This window comes from Alphaproteobacteria bacterium, assembly GCA_037200005.1.
In the GTDB taxonomy this organism is placed as follows: Bacteria; Pseudomonadota; Alphaproteobacteria; order UBA9219; family RFNS01; genus JBBCGY01.
Map to the genome: position 1 here is coordinate 69,761 of JBBCGY010000001.1, position 12,493 is coordinate 82,253.

The 12,493-nt window shown below is 60.0% G+C and carries 10 protein-coding genes; 2 read left to right on the forward strand and 8 right to left on the reverse strand.

Translation table 11 applies throughout. The features are described from left to right. Positions 1-15: 15 nt before the first annotated feature. Positions 16-1,212 (reverse strand): EAL domain-containing response regulator, encoded by a 1,197-nt coding sequence (locus tag WDO70_00370; GenBank protein ID MEJ0061678.1) that lies wholly within the window; start codon positions 1,210-1,212, stop codon positions 16-18. After that, entirely contained in the window at positions 1,199-1,993 is a 795-nt protein-coding gene (locus WDO70_00375) for a response regulator (protein MEJ0061679.1), read from the reverse strand. Before WDO70_00375 ends, WDO70_00370 begins: the two co-directional genes overlap by 14 nt. A 74-nt stretch (positions 1,994-2,067) precedes the next feature. Here WDO70_00375 and WDO70_00380 point away from each other — a divergent pair, with 74 nt between their 5' ends. Both WDO70_00380 and WDO70_00385 read left to right on the forward strand, forming a co-directional pair. Beyond that, complete coding sequence (locus tag WDO70_00380; GenBank protein MEJ0061680.1) at positions 2,068-4,515, forward strand: ATP-binding protein; 2,448 nt, start codon at positions 2,068-2,070, stop codon at positions 4,513-4,515. A gap of 101 nt (positions 4,516-4,616) precedes the next feature. Then, a complete protein-coding gene (locus WDO70_00385) occupies positions 4,617-5,060 on the forward strand; it encodes a protease complex subunit PrcB family protein (protein MEJ0061681.1) in 444 nt (147 codons plus the stop codon). Here the strand turns inward: WDO70_00385 and WDO70_00390 are convergent. The 6 genes from WDO70_00390 to WDO70_00415 all read right to left on the reverse strand — a co-directional run bounded on the left by WDO70_00390 (position 5,057) and on the right by WDO70_00415 (position 12,460). After that, positions 5,057-6,388, reverse strand: coding sequence for an RsmB/NOP family class I SAM-dependent RNA methyltransferase (locus WDO70_00390; GenBank protein ID MEJ0061682.1), 1,332 nt, complete (start codon positions 6,386-6,388; stop codon positions 5,057-5,059). The two genes, WDO70_00385 and WDO70_00390, sit on opposite strands and share 4 nt — an antisense overlap. After that, positions 6,385-7,614 (reverse strand): CCA tRNA nucleotidyltransferase, encoded by a 1,230-nt coding sequence (locus WDO70_00395; protein MEJ0061683.1) that lies wholly within the window; start codon positions 7,612-7,614, stop codon positions 6,385-6,387. Before WDO70_00395 ends, WDO70_00390 begins: the two co-directional genes overlap by 4 nt. A 48-nt stretch (positions 7,615-7,662) precedes the next feature. Further along, a complete protein-coding gene (gene upp, locus WDO70_00400; GenBank protein MEJ0061684.1) occupies positions 7,663-8,313 on the reverse strand; it encodes a uracil phosphoribosyltransferase in 651 nt (216 codons plus the stop codon). A 5-nt stretch (positions 8,314-8,318) separates the two neighbouring features. Next, the gene (locus WDO70_00405) at positions 8,319-8,939 is read right to left on the reverse strand and encodes an acyloxyacyl hydrolase (protein MEJ0061685.1); all 621 of its coding nucleotides are present in this window, start codon (positions 8,937-8,939) and stop codon (positions 8,319-8,321) included. Between the two features lie 67 nt (positions 8,940-9,006). Then, positions 9,007-11,709, reverse strand: a complete 2,703-nt coding sequence (gene pepN / locus WDO70_00410) for an aminopeptidase N (GenBank protein MEJ0061686.1) — start codon at positions 11,707-11,709, stop codon at positions 9,007-9,009. Between the two features lie 79 nt (positions 11,710-11,788). Then, the gene (locus tag WDO70_00415; protein MEJ0061687.1) at positions 11,789-12,460 is read right to left on the reverse strand and encodes a hypothetical protein; all 672 of its coding nucleotides are present in this window, start codon (positions 12,458-12,460) and stop codon (positions 11,789-11,791) included. Positions 12,461-12,493 lie beyond the last annotated feature (33 nt).

Below are 12,493 nucleotides of genomic sequence, written 5' to 3' on the forward strand. Positions count from 1 at the left end.
GCCATACACGAGGCTCTAACCCCGCCCATAACCCGCGCAGAATTCGACGAGCGATTCCAAATTCATCGGCCTGGCGATAAAATATCCCTGAGCGAGATCGCATCCCATGCCCTTCACGGTCTCCCAGTCTTTCTCAGTTTCGATTCCTTCCGCGACGCATTGGATCTCCAGCTGATGCGCCATCTCAATGCTGGATTTTACGATGATGCCCAATGCGTTGTTGTCGGCGCAGTCTCTGATGAAGGACTGGTCGATTTTCAGTTCTCTGAAATCGATGCGCATCATCTGCTGGATATTGGAAAATCCCGTGCCGTAATCGTCGATGGAAAGCGGAAAGCCGTGCATCCTCAGCCTGGCCAGATTTTCCAGGGAATGCGCGACATTCAGCATGGCCGCGGACTCGGTGATCTCGAACATGACGAGATTCGGATTGATGCCCGCATCGCGCACGACCCGCAGGATTTTATCCGCGAGATCGGGATTGTCCAGGAGACTGGGGGATAGATTGACGGAGACGGAAAGCGGATGGCCGTTGTCGTGCAGAAGCCGGCAAGCGGCGATGGATTTTTCCATAATGAGGTAGGTCAGCTTCTCGATATTATCGCTTTTCTCGAGCGGCTCGATGAAGGCGTAGGGGGAGATGACGCCATGTTCGGGGTGAATCCACCGGGCGAGCGCCTCCGCGCCATGCACGATGCCGGTCTTAAACCCGACCTTGGGCTGATAGAAAGGCTCGAACTGCTTCTGCTCTATGCCGTTCAGAATATCCTCGATGGTAAAATCAGGCGTCGCCGCCTGCCTGGACGTCCTGGACTGGAGGGCGCGATGCCGTGAAATAAAGGCTTCGATATGCAACGGCGAAAGAGGCTTCTGTATCGCTCCCAGCAGCCTGACATTATAGGCGGCGGCCATTTTCTTCACCGTCCCGATGAGGGCGCCGTCGTGCGAGCTTATGATGACGACGGAAACGTCCGGATGATTCTTCCCCAAATGGCGGAGAAATTCCATGCCGTCCATTCCGGGCATATTGAGATCGCAAAGAACGATATCGATCGAATTTCCGTCCTGGCGCCGGAGTATCTCCAGCGCCATTTTGCCGTCGGATGCTTCCAATACCGGCTTGGAGCTATGCGGGCGCAGCATATTCGCCGTCGTCAGCCGCAAGAAATCGTCATCGTCCAGCACCAGGAAATTCAACTCATCTTTGCTCATGGGCCGCCTTCCTATGCATCACGGTCGGACAGTTGGTATAGTAATATTCGAGCTTCTCGGGAGAAAAATTCTTGGCGACGAAGCCCTTGGCGCCGAGATTCTTAGCGGTCAGGACATTATCCTTCACGCTGTCGCTGCTGATAATAATAACATAAGCGCTGGGGTCGAAGCTAAGAATCTCGGATAACGCTTCCATGCCCGAGCCTCCAGGCAGATGAATATCGAGAAAAAGTATGTCGGGGAGCATACTTAAGTATGTTTCCACGAGGCCGTCGATGCCGCCCACTTCGACGACATGTATTTTGGGATGGAAAACCCTGGCGATCAGCGACCTGACGAACATATCGTCCTCGACCACCATGACGATGTCGCGCGCCCTTTCCATTCTCGCCGTGAGCAAAGGAGGCGTGTCCGATTTTTCCTTCATGGCGTCCTGAAGCCGAAGCTGGAGCCTGGGCAGCCCTCCCATGGCGGCGGGCATCGCCTCGACGGAACAGCTATATTGCGGCATTGTCTTTTCAATATCCGAGCACAGGCCGTCAGGATCCGTTTGCGGCCCCATATTGACGAGCGCCAGAATCTCCCGGCCGGCGCATACGAAAATAACCCCATCGATGCCGCGAAAGTACTCGCGCAACTTCCATGCTATATGGGGCGCGTTATGCGTGGTCTTCCCTGTCAGGGAGACGGCGACGAATTGCCACGCGTTTATATCTTTTTTGACTTTGGCGGCGAATTGTAAGAGCTTCGCATGATCATAGGAAGGCAGAAACTCCATCATCTTCTCCCATGCCGCATAAGGTGGCCTTATGCATAAGGAATGAAACCGTGGCCGAGCCGTATAATGAACAATTTTTGACTAAACTCCACCTGTTTGTCAAAGCCGCAAGCGTAGCCATTATTCTGGGCGGCTGCGCCTCTATTGCCGGGTGGCAATTCGATATTGCCGCGCTGCGGAGCCTCGGGCCGGGCTTCACGGCGATGAATCCCGGCTCGACGGCGATCGGCTTTTTGCTGACGGGCTGGGCGCTATGGGGCCGGCAGGCGGGAGTGCCTCACCGTCTAAAATATCAGGCTCATATATGCGCTTTCGGCATTCTGGCGATCGCTATCTGCTGGATCGTCGTCCGATGGCTCGGCTGCGATTGCGGCATGGACCAGATGCTGTATCGGGATAAGCTTCACATGGAAGCTCTGCTCACCGGCCGTCCCAACCGCATGGCGCCGAACACGGCGGCGACGTTTCTTCTTGCCGGGCTTGCGCTGCTGTTTCTCGACGTCAAATACCGCCGCATACGCATATGGCCGGCGCAGTTTCTCGCCGTAGGCGTCATATTAAGCTCCCTGCTGACACTTATCGGCTATTTATACAACTCGATCTCCTTGATCGGCTTCAAGAATTTTACGCCCATGGCGCCCAATACGGCCACCTTGTTCCTGCTGACGGGCGGCGCGATTCTATGCCTGCGTCCCAAACGCGGCCTGATGGCCATTATAAGCGGCGCAGGCGCGGGCGGCATGCAAGCGCGCCGCCTGCTGCCTTTGATCGTCGCGATCCCCGCCAGCGTCGGCTTGATAGAAGAACACGCCCAGTCGGCGGGCCTGCTGGATCAAGCCCTCCTGCTGCCGGTTTTCGCGCTGACCAATATCGTCGCCCTTGCGGCATTGATCTGGTGGGGCTCGGCTTCCGTAGGAAAATTGGATCGCCAGAGGCGGCACGCCGAGGAGGATCTGCAAAAAGAAAAAGCCGCTTCCGACAAAGCCAATCAGGCCAAATCCGAATTCCTGGCCAATATGTCGCATGAGCTGAGAACGCCGCTCAACAGCATCATCGGCCTGAACCGGATGCTTTACGAAGATAAAACCCTCGATGCCGAGCATAAGGAAATGGTCGGCATTTCCTTCCGGGCGGCCACCAATCTGCTGAACATCGTCAATGATATTCTCGATTTATCGAAGATCGAGGCCGGAGCCCTGGAACTCGAAAAGATCATCTTCTCGCCGGAAGAAGTGGCCAACAACATCATGGAGGTATTCCTTCCTCTATGCAGTCAGAAGGGCCTGGCGCTGACGTGCGATTTCGCCACCGGCACCGCGCCTTATCTCGTCGGCGATCCGCTCCGGCTGGGGCGCATCATGCTCAACCTGGTCAGCAATGCCGTCAAATACACCGAGAAGGGATCGATCAAGATCGATATCTCGTTTTCTCCCGCCGGTCCGGATTACCTGACGATGGATTGCGGCGTCACGGACACGGGTATCGGGATACCGGCGGACAGGCTGGACCGCATCTTCGACAAATTCATGCAGGCGGATTCTTCCATCACGCGCAAATATGGCGGCACCGGGCTTGGCCTGAATATCGCCCAGCATTTGACCGCGCAGATGGGAGGGCAGATGGGCGTGGAGAGCGCCGAAGGCGTAGGGTCGCGTTTTTGGTTCAGAATTCCGTTCCCGACTTCGGAAATCAGGCCCATGCTCGATAAAAGAATCTTCCAGGGCCAGCATCCGGACAGGCTGCCCGAAGAACGGCGGAAAAGAATGGAGGATATCAGCATTCTGGTCGGGGAGGACCATCTGCTGAATCAGGAATATGTGACAAGGCTTCTGGCCAGAATGGGCCTCGGCAACCATCATATCGTGGACAGCGGGAAAATGATCCTGGAGGCCCTGGACCGGAAATCATACGATCTCATCCTGATGGATTGCCACATGCCCCTCCTGAGCGGATATGAGGCGACGAAGGCGATCCGGCTCAAGGAAAAAGAAACCGAGAACCATGTTCCCATCATCGCCATGACGGCGGACGCCATGCCCGGAACGCGGGAACGGTGCCTGATCTCGGGCATGGATGATTATATCAGCAAGCCGATCAATCCCGACGAACTGCGTCATATCATGAGCCGGTGGGTGACGTTCGCGGACGATGATAGCGCGGACGGCCCCCATGAAGCCGCGGCGGCGCTCGGCGGCGCATTCGGTCTTCCCACCTTGATGGCTTTCGCGAAAAGCGACGACGATCTGCGGCGGCTGCAGGAAGTGTTCGTGCGGCAGTCGGAGCACACCCTCGAAGGCTTGCGCAATAATCGCAGCGACGGAGAGAATGCGGCATGGGTCGAAGCGGCGCATAAATTAATGGGAAGCGCGACGGCGGCAAAGGCGGAAAAACTAAGGGCCGCGTGCGAACGGGCGCAAGAAATGGCAAACGCCGCCGCCATTCAGCGCCAGGCGATCTTCGATGAGATTTGCGCGGCCTATGACGAAGTCAAGAAAATCCTTCTGGAAGAAAAATGGCATGGCTGATGACGGCCCGCGGAAAGTCGCGGCCGGGCGCATCGCCGTCTTGAATTCTTCACAATTCCATGCGTCAATGATGGCATCATTTTTTTCAGACGGGGTGCGTCATGATGCGTCATTTATTCTTGGGACTTGGCCTTATGCTGCTCTCGGACTGCGCGGCGGCCGATACGATGGCTGAGGGGATGGCCAATGGGATGGAAAGCCCATCCTGGCAGGGAGCGATAGCGGCGCATGCGGATGTGTCCGATTTCGCCGTCGCCATAGACGAAAATTCATGGCGGGAATTATGGCAGCGGATCGGACAGCCCGCCCCTTCTCCCTTGCCGGAAGGCCAAATGGCGGTCGCGGTTTTCCTGGGACAGAAGCGAAGCGGGGGCTATAAAGCCGAAATCGTCGGGGTGCAGGAGCATGAGAGCAACCTGACCGTTTCTTACCGCGAGCATCGCCCCCGCCTCGGCGCCATGGTGACGCAGGTGATCACGTCGCCCTATGCGGTGACGCTTCTGCCGCTCACGACACTGCCGGTCAAATTCGAAAAGGCCGATTAGCCGGCAGCGGCAGGGGCCTCAGGGGCTTCTTTCCGCGCCATGATCGCCGTGAAGAATCCGTCCGTGCCGTGCTGGGCCGGGGTCAGACGCATGACATCCCCTTCGCACGGCGGCGGCGCCGAGGCGACTTCGCGCCAGACCTCGCTATAGGGCATAAGCGTGAAATCCTCATGCGCGGCGAGAAATGTTTCCACCTGCTGCTGATTTTCTTCCGCGAGTAATGAGCATGTCGCATAAATCAGCCGCCCGCCCGGCTTGACCAGCCGCGCGGCGCTGGCGAGAATCCGCGCCTGAAGCGGCAGAAGCTCGGCAAGTCCTGGGCCTAGCTTTTTCCAGCGCGCGTCGGGATTGCGCCGCCAGGTGCCCGTGCCGGAACAGGGCGCGTCGGCCAGCACGCGGTCGAACGCGCCTTTCTGCCGCTTGACCCAAGGATCGGATTCCGCCGCCAGAGTCCGGGTTTCGATATTATGCAGCCCGGCGCGGCGGAACCGTTCTGTCGCCCGTTCCAGGCGCTTGCCGAGAACGTCGCAGGCCGAGACGCGCCCCTTATTCGCCATCGCCGCCGCCATGGCCAGGGTTTTGCCGCCCGCTCCGGCGCAGAAATCGGCGACGCGCATGCCCGGACGGGCGTCGGCCAGCAGCGCGGCGAGCTGCGAGCCTTCATCCTGAATCTCCACCCTGCCTTCCTTGAAGGCCGCGAGCGTCGGCAGCGCGGCGCGCGCGCCGAGCCGCAGCCCGTAAGGCGCATAGCGGCTTGGCTTGGCCGAAAGCCCGGCTTCCGCAAGCTCGCGGATAACGTCGTCGCGGTTTGCCTTGACCTGATTGACCCGCAGGTCGAACGGCGCGGGCGCGCATAGCGCCTCGAGCTCTTCTTCGCATCGCGCGCCGAACTGCGCCTCGAACAGCGGCCATAAATCTTCGGGACATTCCACGCGGACATGGACGGGCATGCGGGGATGCAGAAGGTCATGCCCCTTGAGCTTGCCGAGAAATTTTTCCTCCTCCATGCCGAGCATGTCGGGCGCGAATCGCGCGCCGGAAAAATAGGCGGCGGTCGGCGCTTCCTTCTCGTCCAGCACCAATCGCAGATACGCAATCGTCAGCAGGCGCGGCGACGGCGAAGCCCCGTAATGCCCGCACCACCAGGAAAGCCGCGCCCTGTGGCGCAGGATGCCGTAAGCGGTCTCCGCGACCGAGGTGCGGTCTTTCGCGCCGATATAGCGATGGCCGCGGAAATACGCGGATATCAGCGCGTCGGCGGGCCGCGCCTCCTGCTCGATCATGCCGAGAATATCGATGACGGCTTGCAGCCGCGCGGCGGGGCTCATGGCTCACCTATAAGACGCCGCGCCTCGGCCAGGCAAGCATCGCGCTCCGCCTTGAAACCGCCCGCGATCCACCAATCCTCGATCTCGCGCATCATGACGCCGAGGCGCGGCGACGACGCAAGACCAAGCTTCAAGAAATCCTCGCCGGTCAGAGGAAAGCGCGGCGCGTTCCACGCAGCGGCAGCCGCCAGCAATTCCGGCAATAGGGGCGGCAGGCCGTCCGCTGCCGCCTGCAGCAGCAGCCGCGCCTTGCCGTAAGGTGCGCCGTAACGGTACAGCGCCTTGTTAAACGCCTTGCGGTCGGGCGCGGCGGCGCGCGCCGGATCGAGCAGATCGAGAATATCGCGCATCTCGCGGTTCGGCAGGCGCAGCGCGGCATGCAGCACCGGCTCGAGCTGCCTGTCCTCGCGCAGCAGCGCCGCGAAACGCAGTGCGAAACCGGCATCGGGCGCAAGGGACAGCAAGCGCCCCAGCCGCTCAAGATCGAGATCGAGCGGCAGGACTTCCGCCAGCACGCCGTGTTTTTTCATCAAGGCGAGCGCGGACGCGGGATCGGGCGCGAGCAACAATTTCCGCCATTCCTGCGTGATCCGTTCGCGCGAAAGCTGGACCATGCCGCCCGCAGCTTCGGCGCAGGCGGCAAGCGCCGCCTCATCGGCTTTGGCGCGCCCGTACCAGGCATGAAAGCGGAAGAACCTTAAAATCCGCAGATAATCCTCGGCGATTCTTTCCTCGGCACGGCCGATGAACCGCACGCGCCCGGCGCGCAAATCCTCCAGCCCGCAATGATAGTCATAAACGCGGCCCTCGGAATCGGCATAAAGCGCGTTCATCGTAAAATCGCGCCGCGCCGCGTCTTCGGCCCATTCGTCGGTATAGGCGACTTCGGCATGGCGGCCGTCGGTTTCCACGTCGCGGCGCAGGCTGGTGATCTCGTAGCCCCTGCCCTTGACCACCGCCGTGACGGTGCCGTGCGCGAAGCCGGTGCGGACCACCTTGATCCCCGCCTGCAGCAAAAGCGCCTCGGCGATTTCGGGCGGACGGTTTACGGCGAGATCGACCTCCCCCACCAGCCTGCCCAGAAACATATCCCGCACCGCGCCGCCGACGGCCCGCGCCTCGGCTCCCGCCGCCGCGAAGATGGTGAAAATCGCGCGCAGGCTTTTATCGCGCAGCCATGGTTGCTGCGCGGCGTCGATGGCCGTCGCGGGTTGTCCTGTATTCATGTGACGAGGGTTATAGAACAGATTGCGCGGCGGGGGAACTTCCGAAAATTACATGGTTCCGAACATGCGGTCCCCGGCATCGCCGATGCCGGGAACGATATAGGCGTTCTCGTTGAGCCGGTCGTCGAGGGCGGCGCAATAGACCCTGATCGCGGGATGCTTGGCGAAAAAGGCGCGCAGGCCTTCCGGCGCGGCGATCAAGGCCATGACGCGGATTTTTTCCGGCGCGATGCCCTGCTTGAGGACGAGATCGCAGGCATGAATCAGCGAGTTGCCGGTCGCCAGCATCGGGTCGACGACGAAAAACATCTGCCCCCTGTCCTTGGGCAGACGCACCAGATATTCGACGGGCATTTTGGTGTCGTGGTCGCGATACACGCCGATATGCCCCACCTGAGCGGTCGGCATCAGGTCGAGCAGGCTTTCCGCCATGACGAGGCCGGCGCGCAGCACCGGCACGATGCAGGGTGGCGGCCCGGCCAGCGCCGGCGCCATCATCTCGGCGAGCGGCGTTTTGATGGGACGCTTGGTGGTCTCGAGGCCGCGCGTCACTTCATAGCCGACCAAAAGCGAGATTTCGCGCAATAAGGTGCGGAAGCCGTAAGCCTCGCGCGACACTTCGCGCATCTGCGTCAGTTTATGCTGGATAAGGGGATGATCGACGATGAAGAAATTGGGGTACTCGCTGACCTTTTGCATCGCTTCTATTCCCCAAAGACCCAATCGACCGGTATATAGACATTCGCGGATAGAATCTCGGTGCCTGGATTAAGATAGGTCAGCCCGGCATTCGATATATGCCCGAAGGAAGCGGCGATCCGCATATCGTTATCGAAGCGCCAGCCCACCTCCATGGTGGAGCGGAACTCGACGAAAGAGCCAAGCCTCTTGCCGTTGCCGCGGTAATAAACGCCGACGACCTCGTTGGGAGCTATGAAGAAATTCCTGCCGAAAGGAAAAATATCGAACATGAAGCCGCCATAGCCGTACAGCGCCCCCGAACTGGTGCCCTCGATTCCGGTCATGGGACGAATCTGAAAATATTTATCCCAGCTCTTGAAACTATCCGACACGATCGGCAGCAGCGACGTGCCCCAGCGATATTCGGCGCGGAAATCCACCGCCTGATGGCGGGGATTATTCTGGTCGACGTCATAATAGCCAACGCTGAAGCCCAGAAGATCGGGCTGCTTCCACCACAGCAAATTCCTGTCCTCGGCGGACGCGTCCTGCGACCGCACATAGGTCAAGGGCGGCTCGGCAGCGTGGGCCAGGCCGGCGATCAGGCATGAAAGAACGAGCGCGGCGCAGAACTTCATGGGCATGGGAGAACCTTCGGAAAGAGCGATCTTCGGAGACGGAGCCGGATTCTGCGCAGAGGCGGGAATTTTATCAAGGACGTTTTGCTTGCCGCCCCGGCGAGGCGAGGGATTTCGTGACGATTTCATAGCTATTGGTCGAAAGGCCCCTGACCGCCTGCAATTCCTTAAGCGCCGCCTGCATCAATTTCTGCCGCGCGGGATCGAAGCTCCGCCAGCGGTCGAACGCCCCGGCAAGCCGGGCGGCCATCTGCGGATTGAGCTTATCGACCTTGCTGATTTCCTCCACCAGCAAACGATAGCCCGCGCCCGACGCCGCGTGAAAGGCGAACAGATTGCCGGCAAAGCCGCCGATCAGCGAACGCAGCTTGTTGGGATTGGCGCGGTCGAAGTCCGGATGTTTCAATAGTTCCCTAACCCGCCGCACCGTATCGCCGCGCCCTGCCGACGCTTGCACCGCGAACCATTTATTAATGACGAGCTCGTCCTCGCGCCAGCGGGCATAGAAATCCATCAGCGCGCGGATTCTGAGCTTGTCGCCGCTTTGCACGAGCACGCCGAGCGCGGCGGCCTGATCGGTCATGTTGGGCGACTGCCGCACTTGCGCCGCCGCCGCGGCCAAAGCCTTCCCATCGCCGCTCAGTCCCAGATAGCCAAGGCACAGGTTTTTCAAGGCGCGCGCGCCCATCGCCTTGCCGTCCACCCCATAGGGATCGGGCGCGAGATCGCGCCAGCGCGCCCAGAACAAATCGCGATGCTCGCGGGCGATCGCGCGGCGCAAGGCATCGCGCGCCTTCTGCACGGCGGCCGGATCGACGGTCTTGCCCGCCGCCGCGAGCAACAGCGCGATTTCATGCTCGCCGGGTATTTGCAAAAGCAGCGCGGCGAAGGCCGGATCGAGCGTCTTGTCGGCCAGAACCGCGCCCAGCGCCGCGATGAATTTTTCCGGCATCGCCGGTTTGCGCCCGGCCTTGAAAGCGGCGACGAGGCGCAGCAATATGCGGTTGAACAATGTCTGTCCGGCATCGAAACGGCTGAAGGAATCTGTATCGTGCGCCAGCAGAAAAAGCAGTTCCGATTCCCGCCAGGCGTAATCAACCCGCACCGGCGCCGAGAAATTCCGCAACAGAGAGGGGATCGGCTCGGATTCGATATTCTTGAACGTGAAATTCTCGACCGGCTTGCGCAGCTGCAAAATCTCGGTGCCGATAAGATCGCGCCCGCTTTTATCCAGAAGGCCGATAGCGAAAGGAATATGCAGCGGGCGCTTCTTCGGCTGCCCCGGCGTCGGCGGGCAGGATTGCCTGACCTGCAGGGCATAAGTCTGTTTCTTCTTGTTATAGCGCGACGTCACCTTGAGCAGCGGCGTGCCCGCCTGGCTGTACCACAGCTTGAATTGATCGAGATCGACGCGGTTGGCATCGCTCATCGCGGCGACGAAATCGTCGCAGGTCGCGGCGCTGCCGTCATGCCGCTTGACATAGAGCTTCATCCCGCGCTGCCAGCCGGTTTCGCCGAGCATGAGATGGAGCATATGGCATAATTCCGCGCCCTTCTGGTAAATCGTCGACGTATAGAAATTGTCGATGGTGAGATAGCTTTCGGGACGGACGGGGTGCGCGTTCGGCCCGGAATCTTCGGCGAATTGCTGAATTCGCAGCCCGCGCACTTCACGTACCCGCTCGACGGCGGGCGAATTCATCGCCTCGACGAATTGCCGCTCGCGGAATACCGTCAGCCCTTCTTTCAAACTCAGCTGAAACCAGTCGCGGCAGGTGATGCGGTTGCCGGTCCAGTTATGGAAATATTCATGGCCGACGACGCGCTCGACGAAGGAAATATCGCCGTCGGTCGCGGTTTCCGGGCGCGCCAGCACGCAATCGGAATTAAAGATATTGAGTCCCTTATTCTCCATCGCGCCCATATTGAAGAAGCGCGTGGCGACGATCATGAACCGGTCGAGATCGTATTCGAGGCCGTAGGCCTCTTCGTCCCAGCGCATCGAATTCTTGAGCGCGCGCAGCGCGATGGCCGTCTGGCTTCCGTTGCCCGGCTCGACATAGATTTCGAGCAGCACCTTGCGCCCGGATTGGGTGACGAATTTGTCCGGCACGCGGTCAAGCTTGCCCGCGACCATGGCGAACAGATAACAGGGTTTCGGAAACGGGTCTTCCCACGACACCCAATGCCTTCCACGGAGCCGTCCGCCGGCAATCCTGCCCTTGCCGATGAGATTGCCGTTCGAGAGCAGCACCGGATATCGCGCCGCGTCCGCTTCGATCCGCACGCGAAACCGCGCCAGCACGTCGGGCCGGTCGGGATAATAGGTGATGCGGCGAAATCCTTCGGCCTCGCATTGGGTGCAAAGCATGTCGCCGGACTGATAAAAACCGGACAGCGCGGTATTTTTATGCGGCTCGTGCGTGCTGACGATCTCGAGCGTAAAGGGCTTGCCGCCATCCGGCACGAGCTTTTTCAGGACGATAAGATGCTCCGGCGTGACCTCATATTCCGCCGCCGCGAGCTTGCGGCCATCGAGGCGGACTTCCTTCAAATCCTGCGCTTCGCCGTTCAGGGTCAGCGCGCCGCCCGCGGACGCGGCGGGATTGCGCTTCATGCGCAGCGTCGCGTGGACCCGCGTATGATCGTCATGAATTTGCACATCGAGCGCCGTATCCGTAACCAGAAACGGCGGGGGCGAATAATCGGCCCGCAGCACGGGCATGGGCTTGGGCGGCGTGGGCGCGTCATAGGGGAATTTAGAAAATTTAGACACGGGCTGATCTCCGACGGAACCATATAGACATCAGAGAAGCTTGCGGCAAAAGTCAATCGGACTCAAGCGCCGTCCGGCATTAGGCCTCCAGCGCGGTCTTCTGGAACGTACGGCGCAGCATCGTCTGGTCTATATTATAGCGCTGTTCCGCATCATAGCCGAGCACGGGCATATTGCCCGGCGTCGCCCCTTCGCGCGGCTTCAGCGCGCCGAGATAAAGGAAACCGACCTGCCCAAGAATCATGTTCCGCATCACGAAAGGCAGATAGCCCGGACGGGGCCAGCCGTCGGCGATGCCGCGCGGCTTGTCGTAATCGGGATAGCCGAAAATCTCCGCGCCGCGCATGGTGCGAAAACCGCCCGCGCCGCCGCCCGTCTTGCCGCCGGTCTCTCCGCCGCTTTTTTCGCCGGAATTTTTCTTTTCACCGTCGTCATTGGCGGCAAAGCCGCCGCGCCAGTCGTCATGCAGCAAATCCTGCAGCGTTTTCGAAGTATCCGGCAATTCGCGCAGGAACCGCCTGTAGACCATCGCGTAATTATGCCGGTAAAGATCGCCATGCTCCCGGTCGCGCTGCGTTTTCAGCCAAAGCGCTTTCAGCTCTGACCGGTAGTACCGGAAAAAGTCGGCCTCTTTTTCCCTGTCATGCTCGGCGAGGGTATATTGGATGACGCCCATCTGGTCATAGACGATGTCGCTCCATTCCCACCAGAAACGCATGGGGATCTTTTTTTGCGGTACGAGTAGAGTCATGGCCGGATTATTGCTCCTTCCCGTTGCAAAAGT

Coding starts and splice junctions, on each gene's coding strand:
- WDO70_00370 (MEJ0061678.1), bottom strand. CDS start 1,212: ATGAGCAAAGATGAGTTGAATTTCCTGGTGCTGGACGATGACGATTTC.
- WDO70_00375 (MEJ0061679.1), bottom strand. CDS start 1,993: ATGATGGAGTTTCTGCCTTCCTATGATCATGCGAAGCTCTTACAATTC.
- WDO70_00385 (MEJ0061681.1), top strand. CDS start 4,617: ATGATGCGTCATTTATTCTTGGGACTTGGCCTTATGCTGCTCTCGGAC.
- WDO70_00390 (MEJ0061682.1), bottom strand. CDS start 6,388: ATGAGCCCCGCCGCGCGGCTGCAAGCCGTCATCGATATTCTCGGCATG.
- WDO70_00395 (MEJ0061683.1), bottom strand. CDS start 7,614: ATGAATACAGGACAACCCGCGACGGCCATCGACGCCGCGCAGCAACCA.
- upp (MEJ0061684.1), bottom strand. CDS start 8,313: ATGCAAAAGGTCAGCGAGTACCCCAATTTCTTCATCGTCGATCATCCC.
- WDO70_00405 (MEJ0061685.1), bottom strand. CDS start 8,939: ATGCCCATGAAGTTCTGCGCCGCGCTCGTTCTTTCATGCCTGATCGCC.
- WDO70_00415 (MEJ0061687.1), bottom strand. CDS start 12,460: ATGACTCTACTCGTACCGCAAAAAAAGATCCCCATGCGTTTCTGGTGG.